Origin of the sequence: Pseudomonas canadensis (assembly GCF_030980095.1) — a bacterium.
Taxonomy (GTDB): Bacteria; Pseudomonadota; Gammaproteobacteria; order Pseudomonadales; family Pseudomonadaceae; genus Aquipseudomonas; species Aquipseudomonas canadensis.
The window spans coordinates 5,057,380-5,082,750 of record NZ_CP133298.1 but is presented as its reverse complement, the minus strand read 5'-3'; the positions used below and the strand labels follow the sequence as shown (position 1 = coordinate 5,082,750).

General features: G+C 59.1%; 21 protein-coding genes and 1 pseudogene. 9 read left to right on the top strand and 13 right to left on the bottom strand.

Annotated features, from left to right (window positions below):
• Window positions 1-6 precede the first annotated feature (6 nt).
• Genes RB216_RS23630 through RB216_RS23610 form a run of 5 tightly spaced genes read right to left on the bottom strand, consistent with a single transcriptional unit; the run spans window position 7 to window position 5,350 of the window.
• Window positions 7-1,002 carry an AAA family ATPase gene (locus tag RB216_RS23630; RefSeq protein ID WP_308907963.1) on the bottom strand — a complete coding sequence of 332 codons (996 nt, stop codon included), beginning with the start codon at window positions 1,000-1,002 and terminating at the stop codon, window positions 7-9.
• Entirely contained in the window at window positions 999-2,168 is a 1,170-nt protein-coding gene (locus tag RB216_RS23625) for a DUF4350 domain-containing protein (RefSeq protein ID WP_122685527.1), read from the bottom strand. Before RB216_RS23625 ends, RB216_RS23630 begins: the two co-directional genes overlap by 4 nt.
• Window positions 2,165-3,694, bottom strand: coding sequence for a DUF4129 domain-containing protein (locus tag RB216_RS23620; protein ID WP_308907962.1), 1,530 nt, complete (start codon window positions 3,692-3,694; stop codon window positions 2,165-2,167). Before RB216_RS23620 ends, RB216_RS23625 begins: the two co-directional genes overlap by 4 nt.
• On the bottom strand, window positions 3,681-4,661 hold the full coding sequence (locus RB216_RS23615; RefSeq protein WP_028617856.1) for a stage II sporulation protein M: 981 nt from the start codon (window positions 4,659-4,661) through the stop codon (window positions 3,681-3,683). Before RB216_RS23615 ends, RB216_RS23620 begins: the two co-directional genes overlap by 14 nt.
• A complete protein-coding gene (locus RB216_RS23610) occupies window positions 4,658-5,350 on the bottom strand; it encodes an RDD family protein (protein ID WP_308907961.1) in 693 nt (230 codons plus the stop codon). Before RB216_RS23610 ends, RB216_RS23615 begins: the two co-directional genes overlap by 4 nt.
• Before the next feature lie 167 nt (window positions 5,351-5,517).
• Here RB216_RS23610 and sbcB point away from each other — a divergent pair, with 167 nt between their 5' ends.
• Entirely contained in the window at window positions 5,518-6,945 is a 1,428-nt protein-coding gene (gene sbcB, locus RB216_RS23605) for an exodeoxyribonuclease I (protein WP_068937970.1), read from the top strand.
• Window positions 6,946-7,033: 88 nt separating this feature from the next.
• Here sbcB and mvaT read toward each other — a convergent pair whose 3' ends face one another.
• On the bottom strand, window positions 7,034-7,408 hold the full coding sequence (gene mvaT / locus RB216_RS23600; RefSeq protein ID WP_016970296.1) for a histone-like nucleoid-structuring protein MvaT: 375 nt from the start codon (window positions 7,406-7,408) through the stop codon (window positions 7,034-7,036).
• Window positions 7,409-7,758: 350 nt separating this feature from the next.
• Here mvaT and purU point away from each other — a divergent pair, with 350 nt between their 5' ends.
• Both purU and RB216_RS23590 read left to right on the top strand, forming a co-directional pair.
• On the top strand, window positions 7,759-8,607 hold the full coding sequence (purU, locus tag RB216_RS23595) for a formyltetrahydrofolate deformylase (RefSeq protein WP_010208067.1): 849 nt from the start codon (window positions 7,759-7,761) through the stop codon (window positions 8,605-8,607).
• Between the two features lie 84 nt (window positions 8,608-8,691).
• On the top strand, window positions 8,692-8,874 hold the full coding sequence (locus RB216_RS23590; RefSeq protein ID WP_308907960.1) for a hypothetical protein: 183 nt from the start codon (window positions 8,692-8,694) through the stop codon (window positions 8,872-8,874).
• On the opposite strand, the gene RB216_RS29925 is transcribed toward RB216_RS23590, so the two are convergent.
• Both RB216_RS29925 and RB216_RS29920 read right to left on the bottom strand, forming a co-directional pair.
• Window positions 8,875-9,639, bottom strand: coding sequence for a methyl-accepting chemotaxis protein (locus RB216_RS29925; protein WP_370468594.1), 765 nt, complete (start codon window positions 9,637-9,639; stop codon window positions 8,875-8,877).
• 93 nt (window positions 9,640-9,732) lie between these two features.
• A pseudogene (locus tag RB216_RS29920) lies at window positions 9,733-10,764 on the bottom strand (HAMP domain-containing protein); the annotation flags it as partial.
• 204 nt (window positions 10,765-10,968) lie between these two features.
• On the opposite strand from RB216_RS29920, the gene RB216_RS23580 reads away from it, so the two are divergent.
• Window positions 10,969-12,447: a helicase HerA-like domain-containing protein gene (locus RB216_RS23580; RefSeq protein WP_028617756.1), complete on the top strand. Its 1,479-nt coding sequence runs from the start codon at window positions 10,969-10,971 to the stop codon at window positions 12,445-12,447.
• A gap of 4 nt (window positions 12,448-12,451) precedes the next feature.
• Here the strand turns inward: RB216_RS23580 and RB216_RS23575 are convergent, their stop codons facing one another.
• Window positions 12,452-12,907: a DUF721 domain-containing protein gene (locus tag RB216_RS23575; RefSeq protein WP_028617755.1), complete on the bottom strand. Its 456-nt coding sequence runs from the start codon at window positions 12,905-12,907 to the stop codon at window positions 12,452-12,454.
• A 305-nt stretch (window positions 12,908-13,212) separates the two neighbouring features.
• Between RB216_RS23575 and secA the strand changes: the two genes are divergently transcribed.
• From secA to RB216_RS23560, 3 genes are all read left to right on the top strand, one after another.
• Window positions 13,213-15,948, top strand: a complete 2,736-nt coding sequence (gene secA, locus RB216_RS23570) for a preprotein translocase subunit SecA (protein ID WP_028617754.1) — start codon at window positions 13,213-13,215, stop codon at window positions 15,946-15,948.
• A gap of 124 nt (window positions 15,949-16,072) precedes the next feature.
• Entirely contained in the window at window positions 16,073-17,290 is a 1,218-nt protein-coding gene (gene argJ / locus RB216_RS23565; RefSeq protein WP_308907959.1) for a bifunctional glutamate N-acetyltransferase/amino-acid acetyltransferase ArgJ, read from the top strand.
• Between the two features lie 13 nt (window positions 17,291-17,303).
• A complete protein-coding gene (locus tag RB216_RS23560; RefSeq protein ID WP_308907958.1) occupies window positions 17,304-18,248 on the top strand; it encodes a Nudix family hydrolase in 945 nt (314 codons plus the stop codon).
• Window positions 18,249-18,409: 161 nt separating this feature from the next.
• Here RB216_RS23560 and RB216_RS23555 read toward each other — a convergent pair whose 3' ends face one another.
• Genes RB216_RS23555 through RB216_RS23545 form a run of 3 tightly spaced genes read right to left on the bottom strand, consistent with a single transcriptional unit; the run spans window position 18,410 to window position 21,991 of the window.
• Window positions 18,410-18,988: a cob(I)yrinic acid a,c-diamide adenosyltransferase gene (locus tag RB216_RS23555; RefSeq protein ID WP_068937975.1), complete on the bottom strand. Its 579-nt coding sequence runs from the start codon at window positions 18,986-18,988 to the stop codon at window positions 18,410-18,412.
• Window positions 18,989-18,990: 2 nt separating this feature from the next.
• Entirely contained in the window at window positions 18,991-21,027 is a 2,037-nt protein-coding gene (locus RB216_RS23550; protein WP_308907957.1) for a sensor histidine kinase, read from the bottom strand.
• Between the two features lie 46 nt (window positions 21,028-21,073).
• Window positions 21,074-21,991: a putative 2-dehydropantoate 2-reductase gene (locus RB216_RS23545; RefSeq protein ID WP_028617749.1), complete on the bottom strand. Its 918-nt coding sequence runs from the start codon at window positions 21,989-21,991 to the stop codon at window positions 21,074-21,076.
• 123 nt (window positions 21,992-22,114) lie between these two features.
• Between RB216_RS23545 and RB216_RS23540 the strand changes: the two genes are divergently transcribed.
• Together RB216_RS23540 and RB216_RS23535 are read left to right on the top strand one after the other, a co-directional pair.
• Window positions 22,115-22,600 (top strand): YajQ family cyclic di-GMP-binding protein, encoded by a 486-nt coding sequence (locus RB216_RS23540; protein WP_003175814.1) that lies wholly within the window; start codon window positions 22,115-22,117, stop codon window positions 22,598-22,600.
• Window positions 22,601-22,735: 135 nt separating this feature from the next.
• Window positions 22,736-23,578, top strand: coding sequence for a mechanosensitive ion channel family protein (locus RB216_RS23535; RefSeq protein ID WP_028617748.1), 843 nt, complete (start codon window positions 22,736-22,738; stop codon window positions 23,576-23,578).
• Window positions 23,579-23,769: 191 nt separating this feature from the next.
• On the opposite strand, the gene RB216_RS23530 is transcribed toward RB216_RS23535, so the two are convergent.
• The gene (locus RB216_RS23530) at window positions 23,770-25,050 is read right to left on the bottom strand and encodes an OprD family porin (protein WP_028617747.1); all 1,281 of its coding nucleotides are present in this window, start codon (window positions 25,048-25,050) and stop codon (window positions 23,770-23,772) included.
• Between the last annotated feature and the right edge of the window lie 321 nt (window positions 25,051-25,371).

The window sequence follows — 25,371 nt, the reverse complement described above, 5'->3', positions numbered from 1 at the left end:
GGCGAGTCATTGCCGAGGCGCCGGGATCTGATCGAGCAGTTGCTTGAGCACCTGGTCGACTTCCAACCCATCGATATCCAGCTCTGGCGCGATACGTACCCGATGGCGCAGTACTGCCAAGGCACAATCCTTGATGTCGTCCGGCGTGACGAATTCGCCGCCGCGCAACAAGGCACGGGCGCGCGCGCCGCGCACCAGATCGATGGACGCCCGCGGGCCGGCACCGATGGCCAGCCCCGGCCAACTGCGGGTGGCGCGCGCCAGCCGTACGGCATAGTCGAGCACTTGTTCGTCGAGTGCCAGCTCACTGGCTATCTGCTGAAGCTGCAGCACATCTTCGGCCAGCAGTACCGTGCGCAAGGGTTGTACATCCAGCATGTCGGCCCGAGACGAGCGCGTGACTTCACGCACCATGTCCAGTTCTTGCTGCGCATCGGGGTAATCCATGCGCACCTTGAGCATGAAGCGATCCAGCTCCGCTTCCGGCAGGGGGTAAGTACCTTCCTGTTCAATAGGGTTCTGGGTCGCCAGCACCATGAACGGTTGGCCGATGGGCAACGCCTCGCCTTCGAGGGTGACTTGCCGTTCCTGCATCGCTTCGAGCAACGCGGCCTGGGTCTTGGCCGGGGCACGGTTGATTTCGTCGGCCAGCAACAAATGGGTGAACACCGGCCCTTTGCGCAGCTTGAACTGTTCGGTGTGCAGGTCATACACGGCGTGGCCTGTGACATCGCTGGGCATCAGGTCCGGGGTGAACTGGATGCGCGCGAAATCGCCCTCAAAGCAGCGTGCCAGGGCACGCACCAGCAGGGTTTTACCCAGACCCGGTACACCTTCGAGCAGCACATGCCCGCCGGCGATCAGCGCGGTCAGGACATCGTTGATCACCGGGTCCTGGCCAATCACCGCTTTGCGCAACTCATTGCGCAGGGCTTGGGCTTGCCCGCTGGCGCGTTGCACGGTTTCGCGGGTCAAGGCAGTGGCGCTTGGAAATTCACTCATAGGGCATTCCTGAGGGTTTGCAGGCACGCCACCTGACGGCTGAAATCGGCGCTGGAAAGCCGTTTCTCCGGGAGTGGGCCAAGGGCCTGGCTGATGATGTGAAAGGGTTGGCGCGTCAGGTGTTCAAGCGCCCGGCACTGTTCTGCATTGTCGAGGTGTTCAAAGCCGGGGTGACGGTGCCGGGCCGCGCGCAGGATATCGCGCTGCAAGGCATGCAGTAGTGTGCCCTGGCCGCTGCGGCGCAACAGGAAGTCAGCGCTGGCTTTGAGGTGTTCCTGCAATTGACGACGTGCATGGTCTGCGGGTTTACGTACCGGGCCTTGACGTTGGCCCGCCCGCCAAAGAGCCAGGATGATCAAGGTAGCGAGTGCTACCAGAGCCTGGGGGAAGTACCGCATCAGCAAGGTGAACAGGTCGTCGAAGTCGGTGTTGAACAGCAAGGTCACGGCCTTGCCCTGGTTCAGGTACCACAGCAACCAGGCATTGTCGTACTTGGCGATGCTCGGGGTTTTCCACAGGTCGCTGTCGGTGATTACCGTGACGCTGCCTTCCCCGAGGTCGAGTTGCATCAGGTGGCTCGATCTTGCGCTGTTGGCAGAGAATTGGGCCAGGTGCCTGGGGTCGGTGAGATTGAAGTCTGTGTCGAAACTGAAGTAAGCCGATGGGTTTTCATTGTCGATGTAGAGTTTGGTGAGGTCCGGGGCTTTCTTTTTAAGTGCTTTGTTGCTGGACGGTGCAGGTTCCTCAGGCTCGTCACTCAAGGTCTGGTGGATATGCAAACCATCGAGCAACAGGTCGCCGCTTTTGCCAGTCTCTTCATCCCACAACGCCTCGGCCACCAGCAACAAATGGCCGCCGGATTTGGCCCAACCCAGCAGTTGCTCTACCTGGCGGGGTGACATGTTGCTGCGCTCGCCGAGCAGCAACAGGCTGTTGCCCTTGGCGGGCAGGGTAGCCAGCCGCTCCAGGCTATTGGCGCGCTCAACGGTCAGGCCTTGTTGGCGTAGAAAGTGTTCGGCTGCCAGGTAGGGGTTGGCCAGGGCTTCTGGAGAAGGGCCGCGATCCACCACCTCATCGTAGGGAATTGCCTTGCTCCATGCGTAGTAACCACCCGCTCCAAGCAGGCACGCCAGCAAGAGTCCCGCCCACAGTAAAGGCCGGTTCATGGATTGCTCCCCCGGCTGAACAGGGTGCGCCAATCACTGCATAGCTGTTGCTGGACTAAAGGGGGAGGTAGGCGATGGCCGTAGGCGAGGTTTTGCCAATGCCTGGTCAAGTCGTCGCTGAACGCCAGCAGTTGTGGTTGTTGCAACTGGTTGACCCGTTCCAGGATCTGGCCTTCGGTGTCAGCGCTTTTCAGCGGCATGTTGAAGTCATGCAGCAGCCGGCTGAGCAGGCCGCGATATAGCAGGCCAAGGGCTTCCCTTGGCTGGGTGGGCCACAGGTGTTCGGCGGCACTGGCAATATCGTCGGGCAACGTCTCGAGGCCTAGCTCAAGGCCGAACAATTGCGCGGGGGTAACTTTGAGATCTTGTGGCTTGCGTAGCCTGCGTCGGCTGACAAACGTGCGCAACCACTCACGATAGCGCCATACCAGCGTGATCAATGCACCGACAATAAGTCCCCACAGCAGCACCTCCAAACCTTGGGCGATGTGCTTGAAGGTATTGCTGTTGAGGTTGTCCAGCAATGCCTTCAGCCAGTCCGGAAGCTTACCGTCGCGGTGAGCCTTGTTTTTAACAGGCGGCTTGTCTTCGCCAAAGCGATAGCGCGTGACGGTTTCCGGATTTTTGAAGGGGGGCTTTTCCATCAGGGACTTGATGGATTGGCTTGCGTCCTGGGTGGCTAGCGGTTTTTGTGAGGGGGATGACTCTGCCATGGCAGGCGGGCTGAATGGCAGCAGCGACAGGCCCATCATCAGTAATAACAACGGCACCACGTTGCTCAGGCGCTGACGAAGACGGCGGAAGACCAACTCCAGGTCCCAGGCCTCTAATACCGTGCGGCGATTCAGGTAGAGGCTGAAACCGCAGGCTACATAGATAGGTTCCCAAAACACCAGGATTACGGCGTAGAAGGCATTGCTCAGGTGTTCCAGCCACAAGCCTTCCGAGCTTGTCGCCAGTATCAGGCGTTGCCAATCCCAATCCGACTCGAGGTTCTGGGGAATGAACAGATAGAAAAGCGTCATGCAACCGAACCACAGTCCGATCTCCAGATGCACCCCGATGGTGGTCAACCAGCGTGCGGCGCCAGCGTTACGTTGCTGCAGCACGCCCAGGCGTTTTTGGCGAGCGGGGCCATCCAGGCCTTCAAGTTGGCTCACCGGCATCACAAAGCTGCGGCTCAGGCTGAGTCGCCGCCAGGTCAGGCTGGCCAACAGTTGGCCCTTGAGCAGTCGCGGCCACTGGCGAACAGCCTGCTTTATGCTGGGCGTTTCGCCAAACAATGCCTTGGAGAGGATATACAGTGGCAAGCGGTCAAAGGCTGGCTTGAGCCACCAGAACAGGAAAATCGCGGTGGACGGGTACTTCCACAGCAGTGCCGTGAGCGCGGCGAACACTGGCAGAGTCACCAACGCCCAACTGCTCATCAGGAGCAGGCGGTGCTCGCGGGCCATCAACACGCCAAGATCCATCGCCTCCCAGGCAGTGCGCGGGCGGATGACCACGCTGGCATCACTCAGGCGCATGGAGAGTCCTTCCGGCAAGGCTCAGGTAAGCGGCTACCAGAAGCCATAGTGCCGCGCCAACCAGGTACTTGATCCAGGGGGCTATCAGGGTGGCGGATGACCAATACGCTTCGATGAAGGCAGCGATCAACAGGAAGATCATTACTCCGCACAACATCTGCACGCTCTTGCGCGCCGCCAGCCGTAGTGACTCGCCGCGGGTCAACTGCCCGGGAGCGATCAGCGCCCAGCCCAGTTGCAAACCAGCGGCACCGGCGAGGGCGATGGCCGTCAGCTCGAACGCGCCATGCCCGATGACGAATGACCAGAAGGTCTGGCCGGAGCCGATTTCGGTCAGGTGCCCGGAGACCGCACCGATGACCAGGCCGTTGAAAATCAGAAAGAACACGCTGCCCAGGCCGAACAGCAAACCGGCGGCAAACGTCTGGAACGCGATACCGATGTTGTGCATCACGTAGTAGCCGAACATCATCCAGTCTTCGCTCGATGCGCGCTCAGCGGTGCGGCCCAGGCGGCTCGCATCGGGGTCATACATGCCCTGCATCTCTGCAACCTGCTGAGGGCTGACGATGCTGTAGATCAGGTCGGGAAACAGGTAGACCAGCAACGCGATACCTATCAGGCTGCCAAAGAACAGCAGGCTGGCTATCAGTACGAAACGCCACTGTTCCCGCACCAACCGGGGAAAGCCGGCAAGTACGAACCCCAGCACATTTGCGGTCAGTTGGCTGCGATGACGGTAGAGCTGTTGATGGCCGCGCAAGGCCAGTTGTTGCAAGGGGTCTACCAAATAGCTGCTGTAGCCGCGTTCCTGGGCCAGGGCCAGGTGCTGGCACAGACGCCGGTACTGATGAGGGAAGTCGGCCATGTCACTGGCTTTAACCTTGCCTTGCTCCAATTGTTGCAGGTATTGGGCAAAGGCCTGCCATTGAGGCTGGTGACGGCTTTCGAAAAGACTCTGCTTCATGTCGACCCCAACAGGCCACGGGCCACGCCGTTGAGTTGTTCCACGGCGCGGGCCGGGGATACGTGCAAGGGGGTGGCGAGAATCGAAGCCAACTCGTGAACGCGCTCCGTGGAAAGCTCACCCTGGCGTTCCGCAAAGCCAAGGATGGCCCGTTGTTCACTCAGATCCAGAGCGAAGGGCAAGCGTAGGGCGGCAGCTTGAGGAATCTTGGGACGCAGAAGCGGTTGCTCCCGGTAGATCACCAGTGTGCCGGCGGCCAGGTCGCCCAGGCGCTTGAAGTGAGGATGCTGCAGGCAACTGATCGCGCCGAGAAAGTAACCGAATGGCAGCATGTCGACAAACCGCAGCAAATTGCGGATCAGTGACGCGGACCAGCCGATCGGTGTGCCGTCATCGTGTACCACCCGCAACCCCATGACCTGTTTCCCAGGTGAGCATCCCTGGTTGAGTACTTCGAACAGCACCATGTACCACCAACTGATCAGGAACAGCAGCAGCGAACCCAGGCCGATGCCGACGTTGCCAAGCATGGCCAATGGCACCAGCAGAACGCCCATGACCACTGCGCGCACACCCAGGTCGAAGGCAAAGGCCAACACACGTGACGTCAGGCCGGCCGGGCGTAGGGGCAGCTCGATGCCCTCCGGGGTCTCGATCTGGTAGCGGGTATCCAATGGAGCTGACGGCATCGCGATCCTTGGCAGTGCAGAATGGCTGGGAGACACGGATGCTAGCAGTGTCGGCGGTGGAAGCAACCATTCAAGGTTTTGCTGGATGTTTGTACAGTTGATTTGGTGCTGGCCGTGGACGTCGTCCAGCGCCTAGACTTTGTCGATCTTCAGTACAGGAAAAGCCCGTGACCTCCATTTTCTGGTACGACTATGAAACCACCGGCATCAATCCGCGCAATGACCGCCCGCTTCAAGTAGCCGGCATTCGGACAGACCACGAACTCAATGAGATCGGCGAGCCGGTCAATCTTTATTGCCTGCCCAGCGACGATATCCTGCCCCATCCCATCGCCTGCGCGATTACCGGCATTACTCCCGCAATCCTCGCGGAAAAAGGCCTGGCCGAGGCCGATTTCATGACTCGGGTGCATGCTGAGCTGGCCGCCCCGGGTACGTGTGGCGCTGGGTACAACACCTTGCGATTTGACGATGAAATGACGCGCTACAGCCTGTACCGCAATTTCTTCGATCCTTACGCACGTGAGTGGCAGGGCGGTAACAGCCGCTGGGATCTGATCGACGTGATTCGCACGGCCTACGCCCTACGCCCGGAAGGCATTGAATGGCCGCAACAGGATGGGCGCGTCACGCTCAAACTGGAGCGCCTGACCGAAGCCAACGGTATCGACCATGGTCAGGCGCACGATGCTCTGTCCGACGTGCGAGCCACTATTGCCCTGGCCCGATTGGTTCGTGAGAAACAGCCCAAGCTGTTCAAGTGGCTGTTTCAACTGCGCAGCAAGCAGGCGGTGATGGACCAGGTGCGCTTACTGCAACCCATGGTGCACATCTCCGGGCGTTTTTCCGCCGAGCGTCATTATCTGGGCGTCGTAGTGCCACTGGCGTGGCACCCACGCAACCGAAATGCACTGATCGTCTGCGACCTCGGACTCGATCCTCAAGGGTTGCTGGACCTGGATGCAGATACCTTGCGCCAGCGCCTCTACACCCGTCGTGACGATCTTGCCGAGGGCGAGTTACCGGTCCCGCTCAAGTTGGTGCACATCAATCGCTGCCCCGTGGTTGCGCCCTTGAATGTGCTTCGGGCAGAAGATCGTGAGCGTCTGCACTTGGATATGAATCTTTATCAGGAGCGTGCCCTGCGGCTAACTGACGCACAGGAGTGTTGGCGCGATAAGTTGGCGGCTATTTATGCCGAGGAAGATTTCACCCCGAGTTCAGACCCGGAGCAACAGCTATACGATGGCTTTATCGGAGATCGTGATCGACGTTTATGTGAACAAGTCAGGATGGCCGAGCCTGCACAATTAGCTCGCCAGCAATGGCCTTTCGATGATCATCGGTTGCCTGAATTACTCTTCCGCTACCGAGCGCGTAACTTCCCCGATACCTTGAACAGTGAGGAGCAACAACGTTGGCAGCTTTTCTGTCAGCAACGTTTGACGGACCCGGAGTGGGGCGCGCCGAATACCCTTGCGGCATTTAAGCAGGCTAAACAAGAGTTTGCAGTTAGTGCGACACCTTTTCAGGCGGAGGTGCTTGAGCGGTGGCAGGAATATGCCGACTTGCTGGCACATAAGGTGAATCTGTAGTCGATCGTCACACATACACCGGCAATAAAAAACGCCAGCAGGCTGGCGTTTTTAATGTGTCGCGTATCAGGCGTAAGCCTGGCGAGGCTTAGCCCAGCAGGGTAGCCCAGCCTTCAACCACGTCACCGCCCCACTTGGCTTTCCACTCTTTCAAGGTTTTGTGGTTGCCACCTTTGGTTTCAATCACTTCGCCGTTGTGCGGGTTTTTGTACTGTTTGACTTTGCGAGCACGTTTGGTGCCGGTAGTTTTCACGGCGCCACGCGGTGCTTTAACTTTCGACTCTGGATCCAGCAGCGCGATGATGTCACGCAGGGATTTGGAGTATTCACCCATCAGGGCGCGCAGTTTGCCTTCGAATTCCAGCTCGGTTTGCAGTTTGTCGTCTTGGGACAGGTTCTTCAAACGGGCTTGCAGCTCTTTGATAGCTTCTTCGGTGGCACGGTATTCGTTGATCAGGGACATGTGGACTACCTTATGTAGAGCGCTGATTGAGAGGGACAGTGGCCCAATAATAGTCAGGCAGTTTACCCAAGTAAACATTTAAGCTCGCATTTATGTGAATTACATTGAATGTTTGTAGCATTGCTATGCATTCGAGTTAATTACTAGGGCGTAGGCCTTAAGATAATTCCCCTAAAATACGTGAACCTGCCATAGGGTGACGTACTAAATTCATATAAAGGTGGTAAAACCATAGGCTATTAAGGGACATGCCGTCGGCCGGCGATCAGAATAAGCGTCAACGAATACTGCAGTTTTCCTGCGCAATCGCTAGAATGGCGGCCTTTGCGAAGTTCTGGAGTTTTCCCCTAATGCGCACTTTTCGGCTGGTGATTGCTTGCCCGGACCGGGTTGGTATCGTTGCCAAAGTCAGTAACTTTCTGGCCTCCCACAACGGTTGGATCACCGAGGCGAGTCATCACTCGGACAATCTCAGCGGTTGGTTCTTCATGCGTCACGAGATTCGTGCCGATTCGCTGCCTTTTGGTCTTGATGCCTTCCGCGACGCATTTGCGCCGATCGCCGAAGAGTTTTCGATGACCTGGCATATCACCGACACCGAGCAGAAAAAGCGCGTGGTGTTGATGGCCAGCCGTGAATCCCACTGCCTTGCCGACTTGCTGCATCGCTGGCACAGCGATGAGTTGGACTGCGAGATCGCGTGTGTGATCTCCAACCATGACGACCTGCGCAGCATGGTCGAGTGGCATGGCATCCCGTATTACCACGTGCCGGTCAACCCGCAGGACAAGGAGCCGGCGTTCGCTGAGGTCTCACGCCTGGTCAAGCAGCACGAAGCCGACGTAGTGGTGCTGGCGCGCTACATGCAAATCCTGCCGCCGGAACTGTGCCGCGAATATGCTGGCAAGGTGATCAACATTCACCACAGCTTCCTACCGTCTTTCGTCGGCGCCAAGCCTTACCACCAGGCGTCCCTGCGTGGCGTGAAGTTGATCGGTGCTACTTGCCACTACGTCACCGAAGAGCTGGACGCCGGCCCGATCATCGAGCAAGACGTGGTGCGTGTCAGCCACAGCGACAGCATTGAAGACATGGTGCGTTTCGGCCGTGACGTCGAGAAGATGGTGCTGGCCCGTGGCCTGCGTTACCACTTGGAAGACCGCGTGCTGGTGCACGGCAACAAGACCGTCGTGTTCTGATCGAACTGTTGTGATTGAAGAATGAAGGGCCTGGGCGTTAAATCGTCCCAGGCCCTTTTTCTTTATGCTGCCGAGGAGTGAGTCATGAGTGATCCGCTGGACAAAGCCACCTCAAAAGCCCCCGCCACATTAGGGGAGGGGTGTTTGAGTCGATACGACCCGGATGACCTGAGCAGCGAGGACGGCACCGAATTTCCCGGTGCCGCCGAACTGTGGGAGCAGGAGCAGGAGCAGGAGCAGGCCAAGTCCGAGCCCAAGGACGCCTGATCAGATCCGGAAACTGCCAACCAATTGTTTCAACCGTGCCGCCTGTTGTTCCAGGTCGGCACAAGCACGCAGCGTCGATTGCAGGTTTTCCACACCTTCCTGATTGAGGGTGTTGATCTCGGTAATGTCCATGTTGATCGACTCCACCACCGAAGTCTGTTCTTCAGTGGCGGTGGCGACTGACTGGTTCATACCATCAATTTCGCCGATGCGCTGGGTCACGCTATTCAGGCGTTCGCCGGCCAGGTTGGCGATGTCGACGCTTTCAAGACTATGGCGCTGGCTATCACCCATGGTGCTGACCGAGTCCCGCGCGCCGACTTGCAGCTCTTCAATCATCTTCTGCACTTGTTGCGCCGATTCCTGAGTGCGATGTGCCAGGTTGCGCACCTCATCTGCGACTACCGCAAACCCACGTCCGGCTTCCCCGGCACGGGCTGCTTCGATGGCAGCGTTCAATGCCAGCAGGTTGGTTTGCTGGGAAATGCTGGTGATCACTTCGAGGATCTGCCCGATGTTCACCGTTTTGCTATTGAGCGCTTCGATGTTGCTGCTGGAAGCGCTGATCATCGAAGACAACTGGTTCATCGCCTTGATGTTGCGTTCCACCACCTGTTGGCCATCCTCAGCCAGGTGACGTGCATCGCTGGCCTGATGGGAGGCTTGCGCCGCATTGCGCGCGATTTCCTGGGCCGCAGCGCCCAGCTCATTGATGGCCGCCGCGACGCTGTTGGTGCGATTGGCCTGCTCATCGGAATTGACCATCGACGAGTTGGAGGCACTGACGACCCGCAGTGCCACCTCGTTGACCTGTTCGGTGGCCGAAGACACTTCACGAATCGACGTATGAATACGCTCCACGAAGCGGTTGAAGGCATTACCCAGCGTGCCGAACTCATCGTGATTCTGGATGGTCAGGCGACGGGTCAGGTCGCCCTCGCCATCGGCGATGTCCTGCATGGCGCGGGTCATTACATGCAGCGGTTGCAACAAGATACGGATCAGCATGCCGAGCAGGGCAATGATGATCACCACTGCAATGAGCGTGGCGATGACCGCTGAGGTGCGGAACTCGCTGAGCATGGCGTAGGATTTGTCTTTATCGACTGAAATACCGAGGTACCAGTTCACCGAGGGCAGTCCCTTGATCGGTGTAAAGGTCACGATGTTGTCTTTGCCGTTGGCCTCGACTTCGCTGAAGTCGGCGCTGATCTTCGGCGTATTTTTCGGATACACGTCGGCCAGGGTCTTCATCACCAGATTTTTGTCCGGATGTACCAATACTTTGCCGTCGGCGCTGACCAGGAACGCGTAACCCATGCCGCCGAAGTTCAGCGCGCCGATGTTATCCACCAGGGTTTGCAGGCTCAGGTCCCCACCGACCACACCAATGCTCTGGGTGCCTTGGGTGCTGGGAGTGGCAACGGAAATGATCAACTTGCCGGTGGCCGCATCAATATACGGCTCGGTCAGGGTTGAACCGTTGCTGCTCTGGGCGCCCTTGTACCAAGGGCGGACACGCGGGTCGAAACCGTCTGGCATCTTGGTGTCTGGGCGGATGGTAAAGGCGCCTTTGCTGTCGCCGACGTAGGTCGCCATGAAGGAAGACGTCAGGGTTTTCTGTTCCAGCAGGCCAGCAACCGCGGACGGTTCGGGGTTGATGGCGATGTTTTGTGCGGCGTTTTCCACCAGGGCAATGCGCCCGGTTAGCCAGGTTTGAATGTTGCTGGCGGTCACATCGCCCATTTCATGCAGGTAGTTGTTGAGATCGTCGCGAATCGCGTTGCGTTGCAGGTAGTCGTTGTAGAGGGTAAACAGCGCAAATGCGGCAATGACGATAAGGGAGGCTGCAAGCAGGATTTTGTGGCTGAAGCGCAGATTTTTATTCATGGCTTGTAGGGTCCGCTAAGGTCTTAATATCCGAAGCGCGTCCTTATGGGAGGCGCAAAATGGCAGCGTCAAAAAAGGTGTGATACTTCTTGTGATGGTTCCGGTGGTCCCTGTGGGAACTATCTGACCTATTTTTGGACTTTGTGGGTCTCACACTTCTCTGTATCGACCTGGCCGCACTAAAGATTAACCATGGGTGACGAAATGCCTGACTCCTCGCAACTCCTAATCGGCGCCGGCCTCGACGGCCAGCCCATCGCCCAGGCCATGCGCCTGGCCAATCGTCACGGGTTGATCGCCGGCGCCACCGGCACCGGCAAGACCGTCACGCTGCAACGCCTGGCCGAAGCTTTCAGTGACGCCGGCGTAGCGGTGTTTGCGGCGGATATCAAGGGCGACTTGTGCGGCCTGGGCGCTGCGGCGAACCCGCAGGGTAAGGTGGCCGAGCGCATCGCCGGCATGCCGTTCCTCAATTACACGGCCAAGGCTTACCCAGTCACGCTGTGGGATATCCACGGGCAGTCCGGCCATCCATTGCGCACTACCATCAGTGAAATGGGCCCGTTGTTGCTCGGCAGCCTGTTGGAACTCACCGATAGCCAGCAGTCGGCGCTTTACGCGGCGTTCAAGGTGGCCGATCGCGAAGGCTTGTTGTTGCTGGACCTCAAGGACCTCAAGGCATTGCTCAACCATCTGCGCTATCACCCGGAGTTGCTGGGTGAAGACGCGGCGCTGATGACCACCGGTTCCAGCCAGGCACTGTTGCGACGCCTGGCAGTGCTGGAGCAGCAGGGCGCTGAAGCCTTGTTTGGTGAGCCGGCCCTGCAGTTGGAAGATATCCTGCAGCCTACCGGTGAGGGGCGTGGTCGCATCCATCTGCTGGACGCCAGCCGCTTGGTGCATGAGGCGCCGAAGGTGTATGCGACGTTCCTGTTGTGGCTGTTGGCGGAGTTGTTCGAGCAACTGCCCGAGCGCGGTGACGCTGACAAACCGCTGCTCGCGCTGTTTTTCGATGAGGCGCATTTGCTGTTCGCTGACACGCCCAAAGCGTTGCAGGAGCGTCTGGAGCAGGTGGTGCGGCTGATCCGCTCCAAGGGTGTTGGCGTGTATTTTGTCACGCAATCCCCAGGCGACCTGCCGGACAGCGTGCTGGCCCAACTCGGCCTGCGTATCCAGCACGGCCTGCGGGCGTTTACCACCAAGGAACAGAAGTCCTTGCGCGCCGTAGCCGACGGTTTTCGGCCGAACCCGGCCTTTGATGCCCTTTCGGTACTGACCGAGCTGGGCACGGGCGAGGCTTTAGTGGGAACACTGCAGGAAAAGGGGACGCCGGAAGTCGTGCAGCGCGTCCTGGTCGCACCGCCGCAATCGCGGATCGGCCCGCTCAGCGCAGCCGAGCGGGCGGCATTGGTGGCCAGTTCGCCGTTGCTGGGCCGGTATGACAAGCCGATTGATCGGGAATCCGCATATGAAGTGCTGATGGCACGCAAAGAGCTTGGGTCAACCGAAGAGGGCAAACCGGCCGCTGAGGAGCCCAGCTTTACGGACAAGGCCGGGGCGTTCCTTGGCACAACCGCAGGCAAGGCGTTGAAGTCCGCGATGCAGCAAGCCGCCAATCAGATGGGGCGGCAACTGGTGCGTGGCTTGTTGGGGTCGTTATTGGGCGGCAGCAAGCGCAAATAGCGAGTCAGGGCTTGGGCTTGGCGTGGGCCGCCAGGCGTTCAAGCGCCGCACGCAAGCCTGGGTTGCTGATGCCGTCGGCCGTTGCCTGAATGGTTTCGGCGGCACTGGGCGACAGGTCATGAATATGCTCCGCCACGCCGGGTTGGGTGGTGGGCGGTTGCACTTTGAACTGGATGCGCGTCAGACCGGCGAATTCATCAAAGGCCATCAATTGACGCTGCAGGCGTTTTTGCTGATAGCGCAAACGTGTCGCCCAGTGGCCATCTGTGACAATAAGCAGCAGGTTGCCTTCACGCCACGACGCCACGCGGCAATGTTCGCGTGCAGCCGGTTGCAGTTGGGTTTCAAGCAGTCGTTGCAGGCGGTCCAGGCGTTGAGCATGGCCAAAGATGGCTTTCAGCGGCTTGGCATCACGAAGCAACACGGCGGGAGCGCGGGCTGATAAGGGGCGAAATGCCATTATTGGACACCTTAAGTAACAGAGCCGCCATCTTAGCAGAACCCACCTGTACGGCCCCAGGCAATGCATTCCGTGGATTTTATTCATCAAATCAATTGGTAACTTCTGCGCTCCATGGGTTGAAGTTCCGGCAAAAGCCCTTATTTTAAACAAGCCCTCTCACAGCACCATGCCAGCATCGGGGAACAACGCCACTTTCCTCACCCACGAATCCGGGTAGAATGCGCGTTCGCATGCGGCCGTGAGGGCTGCTCGGGCCACTCACGGTGCGCCCTCCATCCCTATGTGTGGAAGAACCTGCCGATATGTTTGCGCCTTTGTTAAAGAAACTTTTTGGAAGCAAGAATGAGCGCGAAGTCAAACGCATGCTCAAGACGGTGCAGCTGGTCAATGCCTTCGAAGAGCAGATGGTTGCCCTTTCGGACGAGCAATTGCGCGCCAAGACCCAAGAGTTCAAGGCCCGCATAGCCAAAGGTGAAACCCTCGACAAGCTGCTGCCCGAAGCCTTTGCGGTCGCCCGTGAAGCCGGTAAGCGTGTCATGGGCATGCGCCACTTCGATGTCCAGTTGATCGGCGGCATGACCTTGCATGAAGGCATGATTGCCGAAATGCGTACCGGTGAAGGCAAGACCCTGGTGGCAACCCTGGGCGTTTACCTCAACGCACTGTCCGGCAAGGGCGTGCACGTTGTGACGGTGAACGACTACCTGGCCCGCCGGGACGCCAACTGGATGCGCCCGCTGTATGAATTCCTCGGCCTGACCGTCGGCGTGGTAACGCCGTTCCAGCCGCCGGAAGAGAAGCGCGCAGCCTATGCTTGCGATATTACCTACGGCACCAACAACGAATTCGGCTTCGACTACCTGCGCGACAACATGGCGTTCAGCATGGATGAAAAATTCCAGCGCGAACTCAACTTTGCCGTGATCGACGAAGTCGACTCCATCCTCATCGACGAAGCCCGTACCCCACTGATCATCTCCGGCCAGGCCGAAGACAGCTCGCGCCTGTACACCGAAATCAACAAGTTGATTCCGCGCCTGGAGCAGCACATTGAGGAAGTGGAAGGCGTGGTGACCAAAGAAGGTCACTTCAGCATCGACGAGAAGACCCGCCAGGTCGAACTCAACGAAGCCGGTCACCAGTTCGTCGAAGAGATGCTGACCCAGATCGGCGAGCTGGCCGAAGGTGAAAGCCTGTACTCGGCACACAACCTGGGCCTGTTGACCCACGTGTATGCCGGCCTGCGCGCCCACAAGCTGTTCCATCGCAACGTCGAATACATCGTGCAGGATGGCCAGGTCGTGCTGGTTGACGAACATACCGGCCGTACCATGCCGGGTCGTCGTCTGTCCGAAGGTCTGCACCAGGCCATCGAAGCCAAGGAACACCTCAACATCCAGGCTGAAAGCCAGACGTTGGCGTCCACCACCTTCCAGAACTACTTCCGTCTGTACAACAAGCTGTCCGGCATGACCGGTACGGCCGACACCGAAGCGTTCGAATTCCATCAGATCTACAACCTGGCCGTGATGGTCATTCCGCCGAACAAGCCGTTGGCGCGTAAAGACTTCAACGACCTGGTGTTCCTGACGGCCGAAGAGAAGTACGCGGCAATCATCAACGACATCAAGGACGGCATGGCCCAGGGTCGCCCGATCCTGGTGGGTACTGCCACCATCGAGACTTCCGAGCACGTGTCCAACCTGCTTAATAAGGAAGGCATCGAGCACAAGGTCCTGAACGCCAAGTTCCACGAAAAAGAAGCCGAGATCATTGCCCAGGCCGGTCGCCCAGGCGCACTGACCATCGCGACCAACATGGCCGGTCGTGGTACCGACATCCTGTTGGGCGGTAACTGGGAAGTGGAAGTCGCGGCACTGGAAAATCCGAGCCCTGAGCAGATCGCCCAGATCAAGGCTGACTGGCAGAAGCGCCACCAGGCCGTGCTGGAATCCGGTGGCCTGCAGGTGATTGCGTCCGAGCGTCACGAATCGCGTCGTATCGACAACCAGCTGCGTGGTCGTGCCGGTCGCCAGGGTGACGCCGGTTCCAGCCGCTTCTACCTGTCCCTGGAAGACAGCCTGATGCGCATCTTCGCCTCGGACCGCGTGAAGAACTTCATGAAGGCCCTGGGCATGCAGTCCGGCGAAGCGATCGAGCACCGCATGGTGACCAACGCCATCGAGAAGGCTCAGCGTAAGGTTGAAGGCCGCAACTTCGACATTCGTAAGCAACTGCTCGAGTTCGATGACGTCAACAACGAACAGCGTAAAGTGATCTATCACATGCGTAACACGTTGCTGGCTGCCGACAACATTGGCGAGACCATCGCTGATTTCCGTCAGGATGTACTCAACGCCACCGTCAGCGCACATATTCCGCCACAGTCTCTGCCAGAGCAGTGGGATGTTGCCGGTCTGGAAGCGGCGTTGAAGAGCGATTTTGGTGTCGACCTTCCGGTTCAGCAGTGGCTGGACGAAGACGATCACCTGTACGAAGAAACCCTGCGTGAAAAACTGATGGCCGAATTGCTGGCCGCGTACAACGAGAAAGAAGAACAGGCGAGTGCCGAAGCGCTGCGCACCTTCGAGAAACAAATCGTACTGCGCGTGCTGGACGATCTGTGGAAAGACCACCTGTCGACCATGGACCACCTGCGTCACGGCATCCACCTGCGTGGCTATGCGCAGAAGAACCCGAAGCAGGAGTACAAGCGCGAGTCGTTCACGCTGTTCTCCGAACTGCTGGATTCGATCAAGCGCGATTCGATTCGCGTGCTGTCCCACGTTCAGGTGCGTCGCGAAGACCCGATCGAGGAAGAAGCCCGCCTGCGTCAGGAAGCCGAAGCTCTGGCTGCGCGCATGCAGTTCCAGCATGACGAAGCACCGGGGCTGGAAGCGCCTGAGGTATTGGGCGAAGAGGTCGACGTGGCCCTGGCTCAAACCCCGGTTCGCAATGACCAGAAGCTGGGCCGCAACGAGCTGTGCTACTGCGGTTCGGGCAAGAAGTTCAAACACTGCCACGGCCAGATCGAATAAGATTTTTGCCTGACGCTGCTACACCCTGCGCCGCGACCGGCCTCTGCCGTCGCGGCGTTTTGCCATTAATTTCGCCGTTGCTCACGACGGCACAGACATCATCTGATTTTTAAGGAGCGCATTCATGGCTGTTGGTCTTGGTCCTTTGCCCACATTGCACCCGGTTGCAGGTTTTGAACTCGGTATCGCTTCGGCCGGCATCAAGCGCCCGGGGCGCAAGGATGTGGTAGTGATGCGCTGTGCCGAAGGCTCGACCGTCGCCGGTGTGTTCACCCTCAACGCGTTCTGCGCCGCGCCAGTGATCCTGGCCAAGCAGCGCGTTGCCGGCACGATCCGTTACCTGCTGACCAACACCGGCAATGCCAACGCCGGCACCGGCGAGCCAGGCCTGGTGGCGGCCGCGCGCACCTGCGCCAAGCTGGCCCAGTTGACCGGCGTCGACGCCAGCCAAGTGCTGCCGTACTCCACCGGCGTGATCGGTGAACCGCTGCCCGTCGAGAAAATCGAAGGCGCATTGCAAGCCGCGCTGGACGACCTGTCTGTGGATAACTGGGCCGCGGCAGCAATCGGCATCATGACCACCGATACCCTGCCCAAGGGCGCCAGCCGCCAGTTCGTGCACGATGGCGTGACCGTCACCGTGACCGGTATCAGCAAGGGCGCGGGCATGATCCGTCCGAACATGGCCACCATGCTCGGCTACATCGCCACCGACGCCAAAGTCTCCCGCGACGTGCTGCACAGCCTGATCCTCGACGGCGCCAACAAGTCGTTCAACCGCATCACCATCGATGGCGACACCTCGACCAACGACTGCTGCATGCTGATCGCCACCGGCCAGGCCAACCTGCCGGAAATCACCGAGGCCAGCGGCCCGCTATTCGCGGCGTTGAAGCAGGCCGTATTCGAAGTGTGCATGGAAGTCGCCCAGGCCATCGTGCGTGACGGCGAGGGCGCCACCAAGTTCGTTACCGTTGAAGTGAATGGCGGCGGCAATCACCAGGAATGCCTGGACGTTGGCTACACCGTGGCGCATTCGCCGCTGATCAAGACGGCGCTGTTTGCCTCTGACCCGAACTGGGGCCGTATCCTGGCCGCTGTGGGCCGTGCCGGCGTGCCGGACCTGGACGTGAGCAAGATCGACGTGTTCCTCGGTGACGTGTGCATCGCCAGCCGTGGCGCCCGCGCCGAGACCTACACCGAAGCCCAGGGCTCGGCGGTGATGCAGCAGGAAGAAATCACCATCCGCATCGAGCTGGGTCGCGGCGCGTGCAGCGAAACCATCTGGACCACCGACCTGTCCCACGAGTACGTAAAGATCAACGCGGAATACCGTACCTAAGAGGATAAGCACGGTGAAACGAGTGCATGTAGCAGCCGCGGTTATCCGCGGTGTCGACGGCAGGATCCTGCTGGCGCGCCGCGCCGATACCCAGCATCAGGGCGGCCTCTGGGAGTTTCCCGGCGGCAAGGTGGAGGCCGATGAGTCGGTTGAAACCGCACTGTCCCGCGAATTGCAGGAAGAGCTGGGCATCCAGGTCACCACGGCGCGGCCGCTGATCAAGGTGCAGCATGATTACCCGGACAAACAGGTGTTGCTGGATGTCTGGGAAGTCTCGGCGTTTACCGGCGAGCCGCACGGAGTCGAGGGGCAACCGTTGGAATGGGTGGCTCCTCGGGACCTGCTTAACTATGAGTTCCCGGCGGCTAATGCGCCGATCGTTGCGGCGGCGCGCTTGCCTGCCGAGTACCTGATCACCCCTGGCGAACTGGAAACCCCGACGTTACTGCGGGGTATCCAGAAAGCTATAGCCGGCGGCGTCAAGCTGGTGCAACTGCGTGCGCCCAATGGCTACGACCCTAAATACCGTGACCTGGCGGTGGACGCAGTAGGCCTGTGCGCCGGCAAGGCTCAGTTGATGCTCAAGGGACCGTTCGAGTGGCTGGGGGATTTTCCTTCGGCCGGTTGGCACATGACCTCGGCACAACTGCGTAAATACGCGAGCAAAGGTCGACCGCTTCCTAAAGACCGTTGGTTGGCGGCGTCTTGCCACAACGCAGAAGAGCTGGCACTGGCGGAAATGATGGACGTGGATTTCGTCACGCTGTCGCCGGTGCAGCCGACCCAGACTCACCCCGATGCACAGCCATTGGGATGGGAGCAGGCGGCAGAGTTGATCAGTGGGTTCAGCAAGCCCGTATTTCTGCTAGGCGGGGTTGGGCCCGCCGAGCGGGAACAGGCTTGGGAGGCTGGGGCTCAGGGTGTGGCGGGGATTCGCGCTTTCTGGCCGCAGGTTTGACGCGGACACTGTGGTGAGCGGGCTTGCCCGCGCTGGGCTGCGGAGCAGCCCCAAAACAGACAGCGTGTTGTGTCTGAGTCTATGCGGCGGCCTTATTTGGGCTGCTTCGCAGCCCAGCGCGGGGCAAGCCCGCTCACTACAGGTTTGGCGTTTTCATAAGGCTAGTGTGGCTTAGCGGCCGCCTGCCACAAAACTTCCGCCACGCCCTGGCGCTTGGCAATCACCCGCGCCGCCACAAACAGCAGATCCGACAGCCGATTGATGTACGCCAGCCCCACGCCTTCCAACGACTCAACCGCATTCAACTGCTGACACCGCCGCTCCGCACTGCGCGCCAGGCTTCGGCATACATGGGCTTGTGCGATCAACGCCGAGCCACCGGGCAGGATGAAGTTCTCCAGCGGTCCCACTTCCTCATTCCAACGATCGATCGCCGCTTCCAGTCGATCCACTTCCGCAGCGTTCAACGCTTTGTACACCGGCATTGCCAGTTCCCCCCCCAGATCGAACAAACGATGCTGGCAAGGCGTAAGCACCTCGATCACATCCCTTAACTCCGGATGCTTGCCACTCTGTTCTTCGAGGCTGGCCAGCAACAAACCCAACTGGCTGTTCAGCGTATCCACCTCACCAATTGCCTCCACCCGTGGGTGGTCCTTAGGCACGCGGCGGCCATCGCCCAGGCCGGTTTCACCCTTGTCGCCGGTGCGGGTGTAGATTTTCGACAGGCGAAAGCCCATGGTCAGTGCTCCAGTTGATTCAATTCATAAGGAGGAATTTGGCTGCCGGCCAATGGCAGGCGCAGGGTGAAACAGGTGCCCTGGCCCAGGGTGGAATGCACTTCCATCTGGCCCTTGTGGTTGTTGGTGATGATGAAATACGACACCGACAACCCAAGCCCGGTGCCCTGGCCGATTTCCTTGGTGGTGAAGAACGGCTCGAAGGTGCGCTTGCGCACGTTTTCGCTCATGCCGATGCCGTTATCTTCCACCTGGATCTCCGCCCATGGCGGGTTGAGGCGCGTGCGCAGGATGATGCGTCCCGGTTCGCTGTCGTCTGCACGCAGGTGAATGGCTTGGGCGGCGTTTTTCAGCAGGTTGAGCAGTACTTGTTCGAGTTCGTTGGCGGTGCCGGGCACCGGGCCGAGTTGAGGGTCGAACTGGCGGATGATTGCCTGGCCCTTGAAGTCGAAGCCGATGGCCAGGTCGAAATCGTTGCCGGCGATTTCCACGGCCTGGTCGATCAGCGCAGGCAGGTCGCATGGAGCCATCTGCCGGTTGCTGCGACGGCTGAAACTGAGCATGTGGGTGACGATCTTCGCCGCCCGCGCTCCGGCCTGCTGGATGCCATCCAGCAACTGCGGCACTTCGCGGCTTTGCAGGTAGTGGTTGACCGTTTCCAGCTCGATGCCAGCCTGTTCCGCATGTTCCAGGTTCTTGGGCAAATCGGGGGACAGGCGGCGGCGGATGTTCTGCACGTTATGCAGTATCGCCCCTAGCGGGTTGTTGATCTCATGGGCCATGCCGGCAGCCAGGCCACCCACGGAAAGCATTTTCTCCGACTGCACCATCATTTCTTCCAGGGACAGGCGCTGGGTGATGTCATCGATACGGATCACCACGCCCCGCCCGGCCCCGCCCATCAGCGGGTAGAAGGTCAGGGCGTAATGCTTGGCTTCGTCGTCCTTGAACCAGGTGACACGCTCGATGCGCTCCACGGTGTGTTGCTCAACCGCCGCCCGGATCTGCGGCAGGTAAGGCTTGAGTGGCTGGAACGCCAGGTAGATCGGCTGGTTGAGGGCTTCGTCCAGGCGTGTGCCGGAGAGGGCGCTGGCCTCCTGGTTCCATTGGGTGACGTAGAGCTGTTCATCCAGGGCGATCAGCGCCGAGGGCATCGAGTCGATGATGCTGTTCAGGTAATTCTGGAAGCCGGTGAGTTTCTTCTCGATCTTGCTGCGAACCTGCACTTCCAGTTCCAGTTTGCGGTTGGTGTGGCGAGTTTCCTCCGCCAGACCCTGAGCCTGGTCATACGCCGCCTGGGAGTCGTCCCGCGCGCGCTTGAGTTGTTGCTCACGGGCTTCGATGCGCGACAGCATGGTGTTGAAGGCTTCGGCCAGGCTGCCGATTTCATCGTGGTTGCCGCGACCGGCGCGCAGGGCGTAGTTCTCTTCGCGGGTGACTTGGCGTGAAAGCTCTTCCAGTTCGTGGATCGGCCGGGTGATCAGCCGTTTGATCTGGCGGGCGATGATCAGCCACAACAGCACGCTGAAAATCAGGATGCCCAGGCTCGCCGTCAACGTGCCGGTATAGAACGCTACGGGCAACTCGCTGCTGGCCACCAACAACAAATGCCCGGACGGCTGGCCTGCGCGGGGGAGTGTAATGACTTGGTTACTGCGAAACTCGGTCACGCGCCAGGCTTCGATGTGCCGATAGTTGTCCGGCAGGTGCAGGCGGTCGCCGTGTTGCATCTGCGCCAGGCGGTTGCCTTCGCCGTCGTACAGGGCGGCGGCGCGCAAGGGCGAATAGCTGGTCAGTTCGTTGAGCAGCGCGTCAGCCTTGGCCGGCGATTCGAGGGCTTCGGCGGCGAGCGCGGGGTTGGACACCAGGCGGCCGATGGCCTGTAAGGCCTGGGGCGCCATGCTTTCCTGGGAGATCCAGTAGGCGGCGCTGATAAAGGTCAGGTTGGCCACCAGTAACACGGTGGTCAACAGCACCAGCAGGGCGGCCAGTAGTTTCTGCCCGACCGGTAGGTTTTCAAGACGCTGGCGCAGCGGCATCAGGGTTTTCCCAGGTGATAGACAGGCGGGCAGGGTAGCGCGTGGCTCAGTCGCGGGGCAATCCGCGTGCAAGCAAGTGCTCCACCAAGCGTACTTGCAGTTGTTGCAGGTGCGGCAGGTTCAGTTGGTGACGAGAGGCCGCCTGGCAAGCATAGCCCAATAGATAGCTGATTTCGGTGCGACGGCCGGCGGTTACGTCCTGATACATGGACGAGTAGTTGGCGGCGGTGGCCTGGATCACCCGTTCCACTTCGTGTTGCAGGTCCTGGGCGGCAGCCGGTTGGCCGCAACACTCCAGCAGTTCGCCGAGTTCGGCGCACAGGGTTGCGACTTCGCAGTGATGGGCTTGCAGTTCTCCGTTACGGCACTGGTACAGCACGGTCAGCGGGTTGATGGCGCAATTGAGCGCCAGCTTGCGCCACAGCCGTGTGAGGATGTCGGTGCTCCAATCGTGGGGGATGCCGGCCGCTTGCAAGTCATCCAGCCAAAGCGGCGGGGTGGGGTGGCTTGCGTCTCCCAGCCAGGTGTAGCCATGGCCGGCAAACACCACACGCCAGTCGCCATCGCGAAACGCGCCTTCGGTACTGGAGGCAAAGATGCAGCGTGCCTGGGGCAGTTGCGCGGCCACAGCATCCTGGCTGCCGAGGCCGTTCTGCAACAGGATCAGTTCGACGTCGGGTGCCAGCCGGTGCTGCAGCTGAGCGACGGCGCCTTGGGCGTCGTAGGCTTTGCACGCCACAAGTAGACGATGAATCGGCTCTGGGCTGTCAGGCGTTTCACCAATCACCGGGTAAGTGTGTTCTATGCCCTGTTCCACCAGGGTCAGCCCCTTGGCTGACTGATAATCGGCCAGGCGCGCAGCATCGCGCAGGATCAACCGCACGGGCACGCCTGCACGCGCCAGACGTGTGGCCCACAGTGTACCCAGGCTGCCGGCGCCGAGAATATGCCAAGTGGTCGACATCAGTTTGTACTCCGAAGGGGCGCCCGCAGCGAACGGGACAAAAGAACCGCTATAATGCCCCGGCATTTTAGCTTGGGCGCGCTCCATCTCTACTGAGCCCGCCCCTTATATTGGAGAAATGACATGCCTTCGTTCGACGTGGTATCCGAACTGGACAAACACGAAGTCACCAACGCCGTCGAGAACGCCGTCAAGGAACTGGACCGTCGCTATGACTTGAAAGGCAAGGGCAGCTTCGAATTCAAGGAAAAAGAGCTGACCGTCAACCTGACCGCTGAAGCCGATTTCCAGCTGGAAGCGATGATCGAGATCCTCAAGCTGTCGCTGGTCAAGCGCAAGATCGACGCGCAATGCCTTGAAATCAAGGACGCCTACGCCTCCGGCAAGCTGATGAAGCAAGAAGCCGTCCTCAAGGAAGGTATCGACAAGGAGCTGGCGAAGAAGATCGTTGCTCACATCAAGGACGCCAAGCTGAAAGTCCAGGCCGCGATCCAGGGTGAGCAGGTTCGCGTCACCGGCAAGAAGCGTGACGACCTGCAAGAGGCCATCGCGGCCCTGCGCGCCAAGACCTTCGACATGCCGCTGCAGTTCAATAACTTCCGCGACTGATGGCACTTTGGGGAACCTGTGGGCGTTTTTGACGTCCCACGCCCCAGTACTTGCGCCGACTATTGAGCCCTACGGGGCTCAATTGCATTTATGGCCACTCAATACGCCGAACATCCGGTAAACAGGAGAATGTAGATGGATTTGAATGCTGAAGTGGATCACCTGATCAAGACCTCAGAGTCTTGGTTACCGATGATCATGGAATACGGCAGCCGGTTTTTGCTGGCGGTGGTCACCCTGGCCATCGGTTGGTGGCTGATCAACGTGTTGACGCACCGAGTGGGGCGTTTGCTGGCATTGCGTAATGCTGACCTGGCGCTGCAACACTTCATCACCAGCCTGGCGAACATTGCGCTCAAGGTCATGCTGGTGGTCAACGTGGCCTCGATGATCGGCGTCGCCACCACCTCGTTCGTTGCCGCGATCGGTGCTGCCACCCTGGCCATTGGCCTGGCGTTGCAAGGCAGCCTGGCAAACTTTGCCGGCGGCGTGCTGATTCTGTTGTTCCGCCCGTTCCGCATTGGTGACTGGATCGAAGCCCAAGGCACTTCCGGCACCGTCGACAGCATCCAGATCTTCCACACCGTGCTGCGTACCGGTGACAACAAGACCGTGATCATCCCCAACGGCAGCCTGTCCAACGGTCTCATCACCAACACCAACCGTCAGCCGACCCGCAAAGTGGTGTTTGATGTGGGCGTCGACTATGAAGCCGATCTGCAGAAAGCCCGTGAAGTTTTGCTGGAGCTGGCGAAAGATCCGCGCGTATTGGCAGACCCGGCTGCGGTGGCGGTGGTGTCGACCTTGGGTGACAGTTCGATCACCGTTTCCTTGCGTTGCTGGACCAAGACGGCCGATTACTGGGACGTGGTGTTCATGTTGAACGAACTTGCACGGGACCGCTTGAAAGCGGCGGGGATTGATATTCCGTTTCCACAGCGGGTTATTCGTGTGATGCAGGAAACAGCTGCCAAGTAATCTGGGATCATTCTTGAACTTGGCCGTTAGGTCAGGTTCAAGGTGTAAGCGGTAACCTCGTTAGTTAGCTTGCTAGTTATTCCAGTGCTGAAACATTACAGCCATAAAAAAGCCGCTCCCTTGTTAAACAAGGGAGCGGCTTTTTTGTTTAAGGCCGAAACCTTAACTCATCGCTGTAATAAAACTGTCAATTACAGGATGTTCAGCGGGTAGTTCGCGATCAAACGCAGTTCGTCGATCGAAGGCGAACCGTAGTACACGCCATCGCCCGAGCGATAAGTGGCTTGACGCAGGCGCAAGCTCAGGTTTTTCGCTGGACCGCTCTGTACCACGTACTTGGCTTCGATATCGCGTTCCCATTCTTTACCGTTCGACGTGGTGCCAGTGTTGGCGCCGCTACCGGTGACATAACGAGTCATGAAGCTAAGACCAGGAATACCAAAGGTCGCCATGTTGATGTCGTAACGCGCCTGGTAGGACTTCTCGCCTTCGGCGTTGAAGTCGGAACGGGCGATGGAGTTGGCCAGGAACACCGTGCCGCCGCCGTCTACACCGTAGCCATAGTCGCCGTCGCCGGTGACTTTCTGGGCTGCCAGGGTGAAGGTGTGAGCACCGATGGTGTAAGCGCCCTGCAAGCTGAACGCACGGTTATCAAGCTTGGTGGTGCCATCTTTCTCTGCGCGTTGCAGGCCGGCACCTTCGCTCTTGGTGTCGTAGATGTTGAAGTCCAGCGCGAAGGACTGATCGTCGCTCAGCGCGTGGGTCCAGTTCAGGTTGCTGTAGTACTTGCGGAAGTAATCTTCGGTCTTCGCGTAGTACAGGCTGCCGGTGAATTCAGGAGTGAACGAGTAGACACCACCGACAAAGTCGGTTTTGGTCAGGCCCAGGCTGTCATGGTAAGTCTGGTTTTGCGCGATGCTGGAAGTGAAGTGACCGCCTTCCAGTTTCAGGCCCTTGATCTCATTGCTGGTGATCGAGATACCTTGTGGCAGCTCTGGCAGCAAGCGGCTGTCGTCCGAGGCGAACACAGGCGCTGTGGTGTACTGGTCGCCAATTTTCAGGACCGTATCGGAAATACGGAACTTAACGGCACCGCCGCCTTTGGAGTAATCGTCTTGCGAACGACCGTCGGAGCCGGTTGGGAACAGACCAGTACCAGCGCGACCCTTGCCGCTGTCAAGCTTGACGCCCAACAGGCCGATCACGTCGACGCCGACGCCGATGGTGCCCTGAGTGAAGCCCGATTCGTACAGGGCGTTGAAGCCCAGACCGGTTTCCTCCGCACGACTTTTCGTGCCTGGGCCCGACGGGTTGTTGCGGAAATCGCGGCTGAAGTACAGGGCGCGAGTGTTGATGCTGAAAGTGCTGTCTTCAACAAAGCCTTTGGAATCGCTTTGGGCGGACGCCATTGCGAACTGCGTAGTGCCTGCTGAAACAGCCAGGGCGATCATGCTCCACTTCATCACGCGCATCGTGATTTGCTCCTTTGGTTTTAGGAAGAGTACTGCCGTCCCACCTATATTTTTGTCTGGGCGGCTCTTTCTTTTTGTGTCGGCGCAAAGTTATATCACGCTGACAATATTGGCGATACTTGCCCAACTTTCCTTTCAGCTTCTTTACGAGCTTGTCGTAGATTGCTATATCCATGTCGCAAATTCACAGCCTCACTGTAACGAGGCTGACAACTTCAATGCTGTTTTCCGACCGTTAAAAGAACGCAAAAAAACGTTACTTTGTTAAGTTTGAAATCTTCCTTGGCGCGCATTGAACCGCTGCTGTTTTTCATCGCGAAA